Annotated in this window: 15 protein-coding genes; 11 read left to right on the top strand and 4 right to left on the bottom strand. The window is 68.0% G+C overall.

What is annotated here, in order from left to right; translation table 11 throughout:
* Positions 1-226: 226 nt before the first annotated feature.
* A complete protein-coding gene (locus AC06FB_RS09470; protein WP_065182116.1) occupies positions 227-1,105 on the top strand; it encodes a hypothetical protein in 879 nt (292 codons plus the stop codon).
* 11 nt (positions 1,106-1,116) lie between these two features.
* Positions 1,117-2,322 carry a DUF4785 domain-containing protein gene (locus AC06FB_RS09465; protein ID WP_478053618.1) on the top strand — a complete coding sequence of 402 codons (1,206 nt, stop codon included), beginning with the start codon at positions 1,117-1,119 and terminating at the stop codon, positions 2,320-2,322.
* 88 nt (positions 2,323-2,410) lie between these two features.
* Here the strand turns inward: AC06FB_RS09465 and AC06FB_RS09460 are convergent, their stop codons facing one another.
* On the bottom strand, positions 2,411-3,169 hold the full coding sequence (locus tag AC06FB_RS09460) for an ABC transporter ATP-binding protein (protein WP_231107769.1): 759 nt from the start codon (positions 3,167-3,169) through the stop codon (positions 2,411-2,413).
* Positions 3,170-3,383: 214 nt separating this feature from the next.
* On the opposite strand from AC06FB_RS09460, the gene AC06FB_RS09455 reads away from it, so the two are divergent.
* The 4 genes from AC06FB_RS09455 to AC06FB_RS09440 all read left to right on the top strand — a co-directional run bounded on the left by AC06FB_RS09455 (position 3,384) and on the right by AC06FB_RS09440 (position 7,454).
* Complete coding sequence (locus tag AC06FB_RS09455) at positions 3,384-4,586, top strand: DesA family fatty acid desaturase (RefSeq protein WP_053516042.1); 1,203 nt, start codon at positions 3,384-3,386, stop codon at positions 4,584-4,586.
* Positions 4,583-4,912: a hypothetical protein gene (locus AC06FB_RS09450; protein ID WP_197572617.1), complete on the top strand. Its 330-nt coding sequence runs from the start codon at positions 4,583-4,585 to the stop codon at positions 4,910-4,912. The genes AC06FB_RS09455 and AC06FB_RS09450 overlap by 4 nt, the downstream gene beginning before the upstream one ends.
* 19 nt (positions 4,913-4,931) lie before the next feature.
* Positions 4,932-5,744 (top strand): bifunctional DNA-formamidopyrimidine glycosylase/DNA-(apurinic or apyrimidinic site) lyase, encoded by an 813-nt coding sequence (gene mutM / locus AC06FB_RS09445; protein ID WP_053516047.1) that lies wholly within the window; start codon positions 4,932-4,934, stop codon positions 5,742-5,744.
* 105 nt (positions 5,745-5,849) lie between these two features.
* Positions 5,850-7,454 (top strand): OpgD/OpgG family glucan biosynthesis protein, encoded by a 1,605-nt coding sequence (locus tag AC06FB_RS09440; protein ID WP_053516049.1) that lies wholly within the window; start codon positions 5,850-5,852, stop codon positions 7,452-7,454.
* 214 nt (positions 7,455-7,668) lie between these two features.
* Here the strand turns inward: AC06FB_RS09440 and AC06FB_RS09435 are convergent, their stop codons facing one another.
* Positions 7,669-8,289 (bottom strand): thymidine kinase, encoded by a 621-nt coding sequence (locus tag AC06FB_RS09435; RefSeq protein ID WP_053516051.1) that lies wholly within the window; start codon positions 8,287-8,289, stop codon positions 7,669-7,671.
* A gap of 39 nt (positions 8,290-8,328) precedes the next feature.
* Entirely contained in the window at positions 8,329-9,087 is a 759-nt protein-coding gene (locus AC06FB_RS09430; protein ID WP_053516053.1) for an SEL1-like repeat protein, read from the bottom strand.
* 118 nt (positions 9,088-9,205) lie between these two features.
* Here AC06FB_RS09430 and AC06FB_RS09425 point away from each other — a divergent pair, with 118 nt between their 5' ends.
* Together AC06FB_RS09425 and AC06FB_RS09420 are read left to right on the top strand one after the other, a co-directional pair.
* Positions 9,206-11,182 (top strand): UvrD-helicase domain-containing protein, encoded by a 1,977-nt coding sequence (locus tag AC06FB_RS09425; protein WP_065182170.1) that lies wholly within the window; start codon positions 9,206-9,208, stop codon positions 11,180-11,182.
* An 86-nt stretch (positions 11,183-11,268) separates the two neighbouring features.
* The gene (locus AC06FB_RS09420; protein ID WP_053516055.1) at positions 11,269-11,796 is read left to right on the top strand and encodes a GNAT family N-acetyltransferase; all 528 of its coding nucleotides are present in this window, start codon (positions 11,269-11,271) and stop codon (positions 11,794-11,796) included.
* 48 nt (positions 11,797-11,844) lie between these two features.
* On the opposite strand, the gene AC06FB_RS09415 is transcribed toward AC06FB_RS09420, so the two are convergent.
* On the bottom strand, positions 11,845-12,495 hold the full coding sequence (locus AC06FB_RS09415; protein ID WP_478053617.1) for a YceH family protein: 651 nt from the start codon (positions 12,493-12,495) through the stop codon (positions 11,845-11,847).
* Positions 12,496-12,594: 99 nt separating this feature from the next.
* Here AC06FB_RS09415 and AC06FB_RS09410 point away from each other — a divergent pair, with 99 nt between their 5' ends.
* From AC06FB_RS09410 to AC06FB_RS09400, 3 genes are all read left to right on the top strand, one after another.
* Positions 12,595-13,512, top strand: coding sequence for a 5'-nucleotidase, lipoprotein e(P4) family (locus tag AC06FB_RS09410; protein WP_128987646.1), 918 nt, complete (start codon positions 12,595-12,597; stop codon positions 13,510-13,512).
* The gene (pyrF, locus tag AC06FB_RS09405; protein WP_180876196.1) at positions 13,509-14,234 is read left to right on the top strand and encodes an orotidine-5'-phosphate decarboxylase; all 726 of its coding nucleotides are present in this window, start codon (positions 13,509-13,511) and stop codon (positions 14,232-14,234) included. The genes AC06FB_RS09410 and pyrF overlap by 4 nt, the downstream gene beginning before the upstream one ends.
* A 219-nt stretch (positions 14,235-14,453) precedes the next feature.
* Positions 14,454-15,275, top strand: a complete 822-nt coding sequence (locus AC06FB_RS09400) for a serine protease (protein ID WP_065182122.1) — start codon at positions 14,454-14,456, stop codon at positions 15,273-15,275.
* The last annotated feature ends 85 nt before the right edge of the window (positions 15,276-15,360 follow it).

The following is a 15,360-nucleotide window of genomic DNA, read 5'->3' as shown; positions in this document are numbered from 1 at the left end:
ATCGCAGCCCGCAGCCGGCGTGGCAGTGGCCGTCGGTCATACGGCCAGACCCGGCATGGTCATCAAAACGGGGCAAAAGCGTCATCGCGCTCCGCCATTCTCCCGAATCCGGGCGCAGCGCACGGACTTTCACGCGCCGGGGCATCGAGCATCGGCGCAACGATGGCATGCGTGCCATTCCATTCCAGCCGGGTCGGGGGGATCCGCTGACAGAGGGAGAGAAGCGATGCGCAGCACCGCAACAGGAAGTACCGTCCTGGTCCTGCTCGCCACCATGGCCGTCACGCCGGCCACCGCCGCCGATGTGGTCGGCGTGGCCTTCGTGCACGGCACCGGCGCGCAGACCAACGCCACCCAGGACTACTGGCAACCGGCGATCATCGACACCGTCCGCCAGGGGCTGCCGAACAGCAGCAACTATGTGGTCATCAACTGCGATTTCACGCAGTACATGTGGAAGCCGGAAGCCGCCGGCTGCCTGGCCGACCAGCTCACCGGCTTCATCAACAGCCGCGGCATCACCCAGCTGGTGGTCATCACCCATTCCAACGGCGGCAACGTGATGCGCTGGATCCTCTCCAACCCGACCTACGACAGCCGCTACCCGAACATCATCCGCACGGTGCGCAAGGTCAACGCGCTGGCACCCTCATCGGCGGGTACGCCGCTGGCCGATGCCGTGCTCAACGGCAACACCTTCGAAACCTCGCTGGGCTGGCTGCTCGGTTACAAGAACGATGCCGTGCGTATGCAGCAGGTCGCCAGCATGGCCACCTACAACGCGCAGAACCTGTACGGCACGGCCGGTCGGCCGGCACTGCCCAAGCCGTTCCGCGCGGTGGTCGGCAGCGATGTCGAATCGGCCGTGTGGGACAGCAACAGCTACTGCGGCGGCTACGCGGCCAACGTCGGCCTGGAGTTCACCCAGAACTGGCTGTCCTCGTGCTCGGACGGATTCCTGGAGTGCAGCAGCCAGAAGGCAGCGGGCAGCACCTGGTTCACCGACACGGCGCGTACCCAGGGCGCCGAGCCGTTGAGCCACAACCAGAGCCGCCGCGAGTGCTTCGGCCTGGGCGCCATCCTGCGCAACGACCTGGCCCAGTGAGGACGACGACGATGACGATGATTTCCCTTCCGCTGACCACCGCCGTGCTGGCAGCCCTGGCCACAGCCTCCGTCACGGTGCACGCTGCGCAGCCGCTGCGCTCCCTCCCCGGCGACCAGGTGGTGGCCACGCTGGTGGCCGCACCGCTGCCGCCTGACGACAGCGAACACGCGCCCCTGGCGTTTGCCTGGGCACTGGACCCGGCGCAGGCCCTGCAGGCCTCCACGCCCTACGCCTCGGTCAGCCGCAGCTACTGGCAGCAGGTCGATGGCGCGCAGCTGCAACGTGGCCTGGAGCTGCCGCTGACCGCCCCCGATGCGGTGATCCAGCTGAGCCCGGCAGCCGGTGCGCGCGCGGTTCCGGCGCAGTCACTGCAGGTCCGGGATCCGGCCGGCCGCAGCAGCGTCGCCCGCGCCGTCGACGCGCGGCAGCTGCAGGACGCCGGCATGCCCGTGGGCGAAGGCAGCAGCATGCTGCGCACCGGCACGGGCAGTGCTGCGGGAAATTACCGCCTGCAGAGCGCGCAGGCGCAGGGCCGCTACGTCGTACAGGTGCTTGAACCCAACAGCCCGTTGCGGCTGGAGGTGCAGGCCAGCCAGGCGCAGGTCCTGGCCGGCGGCAGCGTACAGCTGCGGGCACGCCTGCTTGAAGACGGAGCCAGTCCCGCCCAGCTGCAGGCGCGTCGCGGGGGACTGGGCGGCGAAGCCTTGCTGGTCGCACCCGATGGCCGCAGCTGGCCGCAGCGGTTGCTGCGTACGACTGACGGCAGCCTGCACGCGCAGGTACGGATTCCCGCCGAGGCCAGCAACACGCAGGGCCTGTGGGAACTGCAGGTGTTCGCCCAGGCCGATGGCGTACTGCGCGACGGCAAGGTCGCCTTCGCCGTAGCCCGGCCGACCGCCCGCTTCGTCGGGCGGGCCACACCGGACCAGGCCAGCCGGCGCGTGGCGCTGCCGTTGCAGGTCGCCGCCGCCGGGCGCTACGAAGCGCGCGGCACCCTGCACGCCACGGGCCCGGATGGCCAACTGCGTCCGGTCGCGCAGGCGCACGCCGCCGCATGGTTCGACGGTCCCGGTCGCGGCCAGCTGGTGCTGCCGTTCGACCAGGCAGCGCTGCCGGCCGGCTTCGGTGCCCCCTTCGAACTGCGCGAGCTGCAGTTGCATGACCAGAGCCGGATGGCACCGATCGAGTCACGCGCAGTCGCGTTGCGGTTCTGAGGCATGACGTGGCGGGCCGGAATGCCGGCCCGCTACCCTGCACCGCCTGCAGCGCCACGCCGACGCCGGCACTGCGCAGGCGTACTGCTCACCCCGCGTACGCCGTCAGCCGGCCATCCTGTTCAACCACCCGGATCGGCCCGCCGAACACCTCCGACAGAGGCTCGTCACACAGCAGCGTGGCCCGACTGCCGTCAGCCAGCACGCGGCCGTCGCGCAGCAGCACCACCCGCTCGATCTCGGGAATGACCTCTTCGATGTGATGGGTCACCAGCACCAGGGTGATGCCCTGCTGCGCCAGTGCCCGCATGGTCGCGATCAGCTGCTGGCGGGCGACCAGATCCAGGCCGGTGGAGGGTTCGTCCAGCAGCAGCGCCTGCGGCCGGTTCACCAGCGCGCGCGCGATCAGCACCCGGCGCGTCTCGCCGGCAGAGAGCTCTGCATAGGCGCGCTCGCGCAGGGCCAGCGCACCGGTCATCGCCAGTGTCTCGCCGGCGCGGGCACGCATCTCGGCGGTCACCTCACGGAAAGCCGGCACCACGCAGCTGGCGAAGAAACCGGACAGCACGGCCTGCTCGACGGTGAGCCCCGGCATCTCGGACAGCGTGCTGCTGAGGTCACCGGTGACGATGCCCAGCTGCGAGCGCAGCCGGTCCACCTGCCAGCGGTTCTGGCCCAGCACCTTCACCGCGACCGCGCCGTCGCCCTGCGCCAGCGGGTAGAGCTCGCGGGTGATCAGCTTGATGAAGGTCGATTTGCCGCAGCCATTCGGGCCGAGCAGGGCGGTGTGCTGGCCCTGCGCGATGCGCAGGCTCAGCCCATGCAGGACCTTCACCTGGCCGCGCATCACGCTGGCGCGGTCCAGTTCGATCAACGGCGGCCGCTCCCCGGCGGACGGGACGGCGACAACGGCGCGGGCGCGCGGATCCAGGCTCGACAACTCAGGTCCCCAACTGTGAACGGTGCCACGGAAGCGGTGCTGGCGCACCGCGGTCAGAGGTGCAGTTTGCAACGCAAGCGGCCATGATGTCTGCCATCCCCGTGCGATCCGGAGAGCCTCCATGTCCGATGCCCTGATATCCCTGTTGACCGGTGGCGTGCTCGGCCTGGGAGGGTGGGCCATGCTGGCGGTGCTGCTGGTCTTCACCCAGATCACCATCTTCTCGGTGACGCTCTACCTGCATCGCAGCCAGGCCCATCGCGGCGTCGATTTCCATCCGGCACTGGCCCACGTGTTCCGCTTCTGGCTGTGGCTGACAACCTCGATGATCACCCGCGAGTGGGTGGCCATCCATCGCAAGCACCACGCCAAGGTGGAGACCGAGGACGACCCGCACAGCCCGGTCACGCGCGGCATCGGCACGGTGTTCTGGCGGGGAGTGGAGCTGTATCGGGAAGCACGCGGCATGCGCGCGGATATCGAGCAGTATGGACGCGGCACGCCCGACGATGCCATCGAGCGCCACCTGTATACCCCGCATGCGACCCTCGGCCCGGTGCTGCTGCTGGCCATCAACAGCGTACTGTTCGGCCTGCCGGGCGTAGCACTGTGGGCGATCCAGATGGCGTGGATTCCGTTCTGGGCGGCCGGCGTGGTCAATGGCCTGGGGCACTGGTGGGGTTACCGCAACTACGAATCGGCCGACACCTCCACCAACCTGACACCGTGGGGCGTCTGGATCGGTGGCGAGGAACTGCACAACAACCACCATGCCTTCCCCAGTTCGGCACGCTTTGCCATGCGGCGCTGGGAAGTCGACATCGGCTGGTGCGCGATCCGCCTGCTGCAGGCCCTGCGCCTGGCCAGGGTGCTGCGCGTCGCACCGGCGATGGATGTGCGCCCGAACATCGCCGTGCCCGACGCCGAAACCCTGAAGGCACTGCTTTCGCATCGCTTCCAGGCGATGACCGATTACCAGCGCAACGTCTTCATGCCGGCCCTGCGCGAGGAGGCCGCCCAGGCGGGCGCCAAGCTGCGTCGGCTGCTGCCGCGGCGGCTGCGCCGTGGCCTGGTCAACGATGGGCGCTGGCTGAAGCCGGACAACCGTGCCCAGCTCAGCGAATGGGTGGCGCAACGCCCGCGCATCCGTGTGCTGGTCGAATACCGCGCGCGGCTGGCTGCGCTGCTGGAGGCGCGCGGGCACGATGCCGCCGAGCGCCTGCGACACCTGCAGGCGTGGTGCCGCGAGGCCGAGGGGAGCGGAATCGCGGCGCTGCAGGCCTATGCCGAACGGCTGAAGGGCTACACGCTGGTGGGCGCATGAGGGCAGGGGCGCTGCTGCTGGCCGCGCTGCTGCCGGCCGCCGCCCCGGCCCAGGTCAGCGACACCCGCAGCTACCTGCAGAAGATGGACAGCGACGGCGACGGCCGGGTCAGCGAGACCGAGTACGTGCAGTGGATGCTGTATGCCTTCGACCGCATGGACCACAATGGCGACGGCGTGCTGACTGCCGATGAACTGCCCGGTGGCAAGGGCAGAGCGATCACCCGCGAGCAGCAGCGGCAGGTCATCGTGCAGCGCTTCCACAAGCAGGATGCCAACGGTGACGGGTTTCTCGACGCCCGTGAGCTGTCCGCGCCCCCGCGTTGAGCGGGCGTAGAATCGGGGCATGCCTGAACTGCCCGAAGTCGAAACCACCCGCCGCGGCCTGGCCCCGCATCTGCAGGACCGCCGCGTCCACGGCGTGATCCTGCGCCGCGCCGACCTGCGCTGGCCGATTCCGCCGGAGATTGCGCAGCTGCTGCCGGGACAGCGCATCGAAGGCATCCGCCGGCGCGCGAAGTACCTGCTGCTGGACACGGCCATCGGCAGCGCCGTACTGCATCTGGGCATGTCCGGCAGCCTGCGTGTACTGCCCGGAGATACCCCACTGCGGCCACATGACCACGTGGATATCAGCCTGGACAACGGGCGCCTGCTGCGCTTCAACGATCCGCGCCGCTTCGGCAGCCTGCTCTGGCAACCGGCCGGGCAGGTCCATCCGCTGCTGCAGGGGCTGGGGCCTGAACCGCTGGACGAGGCCTTCCATGGCGATTACCTGTTCGCCCGCAGCCGAGGCCGCAGCGCCCCGGTCAAGACCTTCCTCATGGACCAGGCGGTGGTCGTGGGCGTCGGTAACATCTATGCCGCCGAGAGCCTGTTCAAGGCCGGCATCAGCCCGCTGCGCGAGGCCGGCAAGGTCTCACGCGAGCGCTACCAGCGGCTGGCCACCGCGGTGAAGGAAACGCTGGGCTACGCGATCACCCGCGGTGGCACCACACTGCGTGATTTCATCAGCCCCGATGGCGCACCGGGCTACTTCGAGCAGGAACTGCTGGTCTATGGCCGCGACGGGTTGCCCTGCCCGACCTGCGGACGCCCGCTCAAGCACGCCATGATCGGCCAGCGTGCCAGCGTGTGGTGCAGCCACTGCCAGCGCTGAGGCGGTCCAGCCAGCGGCAGCTGAATGGGAGGTTGCGCCCTCCGCTGCCCGTTAACGTTTGTCTGCCTATGATGGCCGACCCTTCCCTGTGCCTGACGCGCCTGCATGCAACGACGCGACTTCATCCGCAACGCCTCCCTGGCCCTGGCAGCCTTCGGCCTGCCGTCCCTGCCCGCCTGCGCTGCCAGCAGGAACGGCCAGGTCGGCCTGCGCCGCCTCGGCCAGCCGCAGCCGTTCAGCTTCGCCACCCTGAAGGGGCAGGCACGCGCACTGGCACAGGCCCCCTACCAGAGCCACAAGCGGGTGCTGCCGGGCCGGCTTGAAGCGCTGGACTGGGACCAGTACCAGTCCATCAGCTATCGCCAGGACCACGCGCTGTGGGCCGATCAGCCCGGCAAGTTCCAGGCCAAGTTCTTCCACCTGGGCCTGTACTTCCATTCGCCGGTGCGCATGTTCGACGTGGTCGACGGCCAGGCGCAGGAACTGGCGTATGACGGTGCAGCGTTCAACTACGGCAAGAGCGGGATCCGCAACGGCGAACTGCCGGCGGACCTGGGCTTCGCCGGGTTCCGCCTGAACACCCGCAAGGATACCGACCGCGATTTCGCGGCGTTCCTTGGCGCCAGCTATTTCCGCGCGGTCGGCAAGGAAGGCCAGTACGGGCAGTCCGCGCGCGGACTGGCGATCGATACCGGCATGGGCAGGCCGGAGGAGTTTCCCGACTTCATCGCCTATTACCTCGAACAGCCTGCCGCCGATTCGGACACCATCATCGTCTATGCGTTGCTGGACTCGCCCAGCGTAGCCGGCGCCTACCGCTTCGCCATCACCAACGGCGATGTGCTGCTGATGGACATCGACAGTGCGCTCTATCCGCGCAAGGCGATCGAGCGCCTGGGCATCGCGCCGTGCACCAGCATGTACCAGGTGGGTGAGAACGACCGCCGCATGGACTGGGACTGGCGCCCGGAGATCCACGATACCGATGGCCTGTCGATGTGGACCGGGGCCGGTGAGTGGATCTGGCGGCCGCTGTGCAATCCGCGCAACCTGCGCTTCAACATGTTCGTCGACCGCAATCCGCGTGGCTTCGGCCTTCTGCAGCGCGACCGCAACTTCGATCACTACCAGGACGACGGCGTCTTCTATGAGAAGCGGCCCTGCCTGTGGATCGAGCCGAAGGGCGAATGGGGCGAGGGCTCGGTGCAGCTGGTGGAGATCCCCACGGTCGATGAGACCTTCGACAACATCGTCGCCTTCTGGAATCCGAAGGAGAAGCCGCAGCCGGGACAGGAGCTGCTGGTCGGCTACCGCCTGTACTGGGGCGCCGAGCCGCCGGCACGGCCACCGCTGGCGCATTGCGTGGCCAGCCGCACGGGGCTGGGCGGTGTGGTCGGCAAGAAGCGCGAGTACTTCTCGTGGCGCTTCGCCGTGGACTTCGAAGGCGGCGAACTGGCCAAGCTGATCGACAAGGCCGAGGTCGAGGCAGTGGTGGAAACCAGCCGGGGCCGTGTCGAGATCGTATCGGCGCGTCCGCTGCGCGAGATCGACGGTTACCGCGCGATGTTCGACCTGGTGCCGCCGGAGGGCAGCACCGAACAGATCGACATCCGCCTGTACCTGCGCAGCGGTGGCAAGCCGCTGACAGAAACCTGGCTGTACCAGTACACGCCGCCGCCGGCCGGTGCACCGGAGCGGACGCTGTACTGAGTGGGTGTCGGTTTGCAGGGCTTGCAGCCCCCCATCCGCAGACGCTGGAGCAACGTCAGAAGCTGGCTTCCTGTGGATGGGCAGTTTCCCGGGGTGAGTTGGATACGTCGATGGGGTCAGATCCCTTTTCCCGAAGGGAAACGGATCTGACCCCACAGTTTCATTCGACGTTGACGTTGCTTCTGCAGGTGAGCGCAGCCCTGCCAAACACCGCCTACAGCGGCAAGGGTGCCTGCATCGGCTCGATGCGGCCTTCACCGCGGGTGATCTTCTTGAACTCGGCCCGGCTCACCGACACATAGCGGTCGTTGCCGCCGATCTCCACCTGCGGGCCGTCCTGCACGGCATGCCCATGCTCATCCACACGGACGGTCATGATCGCCTTCTTGCCGCTGTGGCAGATGGTCTTGATCTCCTGCATCTCGTCGGCCCATGCCAGCAGGTACTGGCTGCCTTCGAACAGTTCACCGCGGAAATCGGTGCGCAACCCGTAGCACAGCACCGGGATGCGCAGCTGGTCGACCACTTCGCTGAGCTGCCAGACCTGCGCGCGGGTCAGGAACTGTGCTTCGTCCACCAGCAGGCAGCCCATCGGCCCGTTCGATGCCAGGTCCTGTTCGGCCCAGCGCTGCAGGTCGGTGTCGCGGTCGAACGCCATGCCTTCGGCGCGCAGCCCGATGCGCGAGGCCACCACGCCTGCGCCCGCGCGATCATCCAGGCGCGGGGTCAGGATCGCCACCCGCATGCCGCGCTCGCGATAATTGTGCGCGCTCTGCAGCAGGGTGGTGGTCTTGCCGGCGTTCATCGCCGAGTAGTAGAAGTAGAGCTTGGCCATCGGCCAATTGTACGCATCCGCTGCGCAGCCGGCCGCAGGCTACTTCGCTGCCGGTGGCACGTTCGGCAGCTGCTCCAGTTCGCCCACTTCGACGGAGGCATCCAGTGGGCGGGCCCAGAACGCATCCTGGTTGCACCAGTACCGCTGGGGATCCCACCAGGCCTTGTCGTAGACCAGCTGCGCCGGCACCTGAGGGGTAACCAGGCCGGGCATAGCGTCGGGCCCCGAACGCGACGCCACCATCAGCCCGGGCGAGATATGGCCCGTACGCGAGCCGGTGATCTGGCCAAGGCCCTGGCGCAGCTTCCTCTCCATGCGCGGCTTGGCCTGGGCATCGCCGAAGCGTGCATACACGGCCTGGCCCCGGTGCACGGCCTGTGCGCGTTCGGTCTCGTCCAGCTGCTCCCAGTAGAGTTCGCGCTGGCGCAGGAAATCGTGGTACATCCGCTCGGCGGCCAGATCCATCCAGGCATAGGCCAACGGCCGGTCGACGGCGGTCCCGACGCCCTGCCAGTACATCCGCGCCACCATCGACTGCGAGAACTTGTCGGCATACAGCGCGGCAGTGCGGAAGCTGCGCAGCGCCTGCGCGTACTTGCCCTCGCGATACAGCCCCAGGGCATGACCCCGCCATCGCAGGTCAGGATGGGCCTCAAAGAAGCCGTTGGTGAGTACATCGCGGGGAATGGGCTTGGCCGGTTGCAACCTGCACTCCAGCGCCGGCGCGGCGGCCACCGCCAAGCCTGGCGCAGCCATCGCGAGTATGACCAGGCAGAACAAGCGCGTGTGCGTGTTCATGACATCACTCCATTGATGCGTCTGCCCACTGATAGCACCGGACGGCGCCCATCGCAAGCCGGGCCGGGCGATGGCGACTCTGTGGTGGTGCCCGGCCGCCCGGTACAATCCGCCCATCATGCACGGTCTCAATCCTCCCCAAGCCGCCGCCGTCCTGCACATCGAAGGCCCGTTGCTGGTGCTGGCCGGTGCCGGCAGCGGCAAGACGCGCGTGATCGTGGAGAAGATCGCCCACCTGATCGGCTGCGGCCGCTACCCGGCCCGCCGCATCGCCGCGATCACCTTCACCAACAAGTCGGCCAAGGAGATGCGCGAACGTGTGGCCAAGCGTCTGCGCGAGCAGGACGCCGACGAGGTGACCATCTGCACCTTCCACGCCCTGGGCCTGAAGTTCCTGCAGATCGAGCATGCGGCGGTGGGCCTGAAGCGCGGCTTCTCGATCTTCGATGCCGACGACGCCGCCGCGCAGATCAAGGACCTGATGCATGGCGCCAAGCCCGACGATATCGAGGACATGAAGAACCTTGTGTCGCGGGCGAAGAATGCCGGTCTCTCGCCCGAGCAGGCGATGGCTGCCGCGCGCAGCAACCGCGAGAAGGAAGCAGCCAGCGTCTACGAGCGCTACCAGCTGCGCCTGACCGCGTTCAACGCGGTCGACTTCGACGACCTGATCCGCCTGCCGGTGCAGATCCTGGAGGAGAACCCGGAGATCGCCCTGGCCTGGCGCGAACGCATCGGCTACCTGCTGGTGGACGAATGCCAGGACACCAACGACGCGCAGTACCGCCTGCTCAAGCAGCTGGCCGGGGACAAGGGCAACTTCACCTGCGTAGGTGACGATGACCAGTCCATCTACGCCTGGCGTGGCGCCAACCCCGAGAACCTGCAGCAGATGGGGCGCGACTACCCCACGCTGGAGATCATCAAGCTGGAGCAGAACTACCGCTGCTCCAACCGCGTGCTGCGCGCGGCCAATGCGTTGATCGCCAACAACCCGCACGAGCACCTGAAGAAGCTGTGGAGCGATCAGGCCGACGGTGAGCGCATTCGCGTATGGGAATGCCGCAACAGCGAGCACGAGGCAGAGAAGGTGGCCGCCGAGATCGCCTTCGTGGCGCAGTCGCGCAACGTGCCGTGGAGTGACTTCTGCATCCTGTTCCGCGGCAACTTCCAGTCGCGGCCGCTGGAGAAGGCGATGCAGCTGCTGCGTATTCCCTATCACCTGACCGGCGGCACCATGTTCCTGGAGCGCCAGGAAGTGAAGGACACGCTGGCCTGGCTGCGGCTGCTGGTGAACCCGGACGACGACACCGCATTCATGCGTGCCGTGCAAGCACCCAAGCGTGACGTGGGTGCCGGAACGCTGGCCAAGCTGGCCGAACTGGCATCGGAAAAAGACATGCCGATGGCGCAGGCGGCCGAGGCGATCGGCGCGCTGTCACAGCTGCCGCCGCGCGCTGCCAACAGCCTGGCGCGTTTCACCGACATCCTGCGCGACCTGCGCGCACAGATGCGGCAGGTCAGCTCCGGTGACATGATCCGCAAGGTCGCCAAGGAATCGGGCCTGCTCAGCGAGCTGCGCCAGCAGGCCAAGGAAGAGGCCAGCTACCAGCGCCGCGCCAACAACATCGAGGAACTTGCGCAGTGGTTTGAAGGCGGTCCGCGCGGTGCCACCGCCGCCGATCTGGCCGGCCAGCTGGCACTGTTGTCGCGCAGCGACAAGGATGAGGGCGGCAACCAGGTGCGGATGATGACCCTGCATGCCTCCAAGGGCCTGGAGTTCCCGTATGTCTTCATCGTCGGCTGCGAGGACGGCGTGCTGCCGCACCAGGTCAGCCTCGATGAAGGCAACCTGCAGGAGGAGCGGCGGCTGCTGTACGTGGGTATCACCCGCGCCAAGATCCAGCTGTGGATGAGCTACAGCAAGCTCACCCGCAAGTTCGGCGAGCATGTGCGGCTCAAGCCCAGCCGCTTCTTCGACGAGATCCCGGCCGAGGAGATCCAGCGCGACGGCGCCGACCCGGTGGCCGATGCCGCGCGCAAGAAGGAGCGGGCAACGGCGGGACTGGCGGCGATCGAGGCCCTGTTCGACTGACCGGGGTCGGATCCCTTCCCGCAGGGAAGGGCTCTGACCCCAGCACATCGCCCTACAATCGGGCCTCTCCACCCACAGGTCTGCGCATGCATCCCATCGAAAGCGAACGCCTGCGGCTCCGCCGCATCGAGCCAGATCGTGATGCGGCGCCGATGCTGGCGCTGCTCAACGATCCTGGTTTCGTGCGCTTCATTGGTGACCGCAACGTGCACAGCGAAGCGCAGGCCCGCGAGTACATCGCCCTGCGCGTGCTGCACAGCTATGCGTTGAACGGGTTCGGCATGTATGCCATCGAGCGTCTGTCCGATGGCGCCTGGCTGGGCAATGCCGGGCTGGTCCGGCGCGACGGCCTGCCGGGACCGGACATCGGCTATGCACTGTTGTCGGAGTACACGGGGCACGGCTACGCGGGGGAAGCAGCGCGGGCGGTCTTCACCCACGCGCGCGGCGCCCTTGGCCTGCAGGACCTCTATGGCATCACCGACCTGGACAACGTCGTGTCCGGGAAAATCCTGCTGGGCCTGGGCATGTGCGAACAGGGGGTCATCCAGCTGCCGGGCATCGCCACGCCCAGCCGTCTGTATGCCACGCCGGGAGCGGCGCCGGTCGGCTAGTCCGCCTGTACCGCATCGACAGCGTTGGGCCAGGCCCGGCGGGCCGCCTCAGCCGCGCAGGTCCGCCAGCTGCGCCTGCAGTTCGGCCACTGCCGCTTCCAGCTGGGCCACCCGTTCAGCCAGGCCCGGGTCGGCCGGCTCGCTGCCACCGGCACCGCCTGCGTACCGTGCCGCCAGTGCCGCCGCGTCCACCTCGCCGCACAGCAGGTGCATATAGCGGTCCTCGCGCTGGCCGCTGGCGCGCGGCAGCACGATGAGCAGCTCACGCTGCTGCAGGCGCTCGATGGCGTGGCGGGCTTCGTCGGTGTCGGCGAAGTGGTACAGGCGCTCGCTGCGCGTGACCAGCTCGCCCAGTGTCTGCGGCCCGCGCAGCAGCAGCATCGCCAGCAGCACGGTCTGCTGCCGGGTCAGGTCCAGCGCGGCCTGCAGGCGATGCTCGTAGCGGTCTGCACGCGAGGAGAAGTGCTGGCGCGCCAGGCCCATCGACTCCAGCTGGCGCAGCGCGTGCTGGACACTGCCGGCGTCGACGTTCATCACCGGCTCGCGCGCGGTCTTCTGGTTGGCGGCCGACTGGGCGGCGTTGACCGTCAGCGGGTAGGTGTCCGGCGTGGTCGCCTCCTTCTCCACCAGGCAGCCCAGCAGGCGGGCCTGCACGGGGTCGAGCAGGGGACGGTCGGGGGTCTGGATGGCATCGGTCATGGCGGCCTCCGGGAAGGCATCGGGTCAACCGCCAAGCATAGCCGTCCCGATGGCGCCTTTGCCGGTAAAATGAGCCGATATCTGTTGCCGGTGAATGCCATGCGTCGTCCTGTTTCCCTGTCCCTCACCCTGCTCGCCACGGCGCTGCTGGGTCTGTCCGCCTGCAAGCGCGTCGAGACCCCGGCCACCGACGCGGCCGCTCCGGTGGCCCCGGCTGCCAAGACCGGGGCGGCCGGCGAAGCGACCGCCAACGACAACCTCAACGCGGTGCTGTGGATGCAGCGCGCGCAGGAGTACCGCGCGATCACCGAGCAGACCTACCGTGCCGCCGCCGACCGCCTGGACGGCGCGCTGAAGGAAGCCCACTGGGACGCGCTGGTGCCGGAAGAGCGCGGCAACGAGGCCAAGGGTCTGAAGCCCGCGGTGGTGCTGGACGTGGACGAAACCGTGCTGGACAACTCGCCCTACCAGGCGCGCCTGGTGCGCGATGGCAAGGAATACGACGAGCTGAGCTGGGACCAGTGGGTCGCGGAGAAGAAGGCCAAGGCGATTCCCGGCGTAGTCGATTTCGCCAAGGCGGCCAATGCCCGCGGCGTGACCCTTCTGTACATCTCCAACCGCGCCGTGCACCTGAAGGAAGCGACCCTGGCCAACCTGCGCGAGCAGGGCCTGCCGGTCGCCGATGACAGCGTGTTCCTGGGCCTGGGCACCGTGGTCGAAGGCTGCGAGCAGGCCGGCAGCGAGAAGAACTGCCGCCGGCGCCTGGCCGGGCAGAAGTACCGCGTGCTGATGCAGTTCGGCGACCAGCTGGGCGACTTCGTGGAAGTGACCGCCAACACCAATGAAGGCCGTGACGCACTGCTGCAGCAGTACCACGACTGGTTCGGCGAGCGCTGGTGGATGCTGCCGAACCCGACCTACGGCGGCTTCGAGCCGGCGCAGTTCAACAATGACTACAGCCAGTCGCGCCAGGCACGCCATGAGGCCAAGCGCGCTGCCCTGGACTACGCGCCGTGAGCCGCGCACCGCTGCCGCTGCGCGACGATGAGCGCCTGATCTTCGCGCTGGATGTCCCTGACCGCGTACAGGCACTGGAGTGGGTCGACCGCCTCGGCGAGAGCGTGGCCTTCTACAAGATCGGCATGGAACTGCTGGCGTCCGGTGACTACTTCCAGGTGCTGGATGAGCTGGCGCGCCGCGACAAGCGCGTGTTCGTCGATCTGAAGTTCTTCGACATCCCCGCTACCGCGGCGGCGGTGATCCGGCGGCTGTCGCAGTGGCCGGTCAGTTACGCCACCATCCACGGCTGGCATCCGGCAATGATGGAAGCCTGCGCCGCGGCCAGCACCGGCGACATGCGCCTGCTGGCGGTCACCGTGCTGACCTCGATGGGGCGTCCGGACCTGGCGCAGATGGGGATCGACCGCGAGCCGGTGGACGTGGTGGTCGAGCGCGCGCTGGCCGCGCAGGCCGCCGGTATCGACGGAGTGATCGCATCAGGCCAGGAAGCCGCGCCGATCCGTGCCGCGAGCGGTGCCGGCTTCTCGATCGTCTGCCCGGGCATCCGCCCCGGGGGTCCGGTCGGCGACGACCAGAAGCGTACCGTCGGCGTCGCCCAGGCGTTTGCCGATGGCGCCGACGCCATCGTGGTCGGTCGACCGATCCGCCTGGCGGCCGATCCGCAGGCAGCGGCGCGGTCGATCCAGCAGGAAATCGCGTCGGCTTTGGCTGCACGCTGAGTCCCGCACCAACAGCGATCACGGTGACATCATGAACGCCATCGCGCTGCATGCGGGATGGCGTTCGCAATTGTGGCTCCCGTAATGACGCGACCGTCCCCACACCGATGAACTGTGAGCCCGCTCGCAGTGCGCGGGGGTGGTCGCCCTTCCAATCGATGCACCGGCGTGGACCGCGGCTTCGCCGGTTCCAATCATCGATAGAGGGAGTACAAGGATATGTATCGCAGCACCTCTTTGCTGTTCGGTGGCCTGCTGGCCGCTGCCATCTTTCCTGCCACCGCAGCAGCACCGGCGACCGGGTCGCCCCACATCATCGGCGGCGCCCCGGCCGTGCCCGGCGAGTATCCGTTCATGGTCAGCCTGCAGGGCCTGGAGCTGGGGGACAGTGACTTCGACCGCCACGTCTGCGGCGGCACGGTGATCTCGCCGTCCTGGATCCTGACCGCCGCGCACTGCGTACAGGGCAACTCGCCCGCGCGGCTGGCGGTGCTGGCCGGCAGCACCACGCTGGCCACCGCGCCATCGCCTCGAGCATCCAACATCAGGGCGATCCACGTGCATCCGGCCTTCAACAGCGGCAACACCCTGGAGCACGACGTGGCCCTGATCCACCTCAGCGCGCCGCTGGCCGACGTGCAGCCGGTTGCCCTGCGCCTGCGTCCGGACGCCAGCTATCTCAAGCCGGGTCGTGATTTCACCGTGATCGGCTGGGGTGACACCGGCATCGATGACGACGTGATCTACCCGACCGAGCTGCAGGCGGTGCGGACGCCCTTCGTGCCCTTCACGCAGTGCCAGCAGGCATACGCCGGCGAGCTGGCCCGCGGCAAGGTGATCTGTGCCGGTCGCGAGGGCATCGACAGCTGCCAGGGCGATTCGGGCGGGCCCCTGCTGTTGCGCCTGCGGGAGGGCTGGACCCAGTTCGGCATCGTCAGCTGGGGCGAAGGCTGTGCCCTGGCTGGCTACCCGGGGGTTTATGCCCGAATCGCCGAAAAACATGCCGTGGATTTCATCGAATCGGTGTGGCAACGCGATTGATTCAATAAAATCAATAACTTGAATAACATTACATCATGTGTTGCCTTAAGTTGTGCGGCGGCGTAGGATCGCGCCATCCGGTCTT

The sequence above is a fragment of the Stenotrophomonas sp. Steno-C15 genome (assembly GCF_056393265.1).
This window is presented reverse-complemented; position numbering and strand designations above follow the sequence as displayed.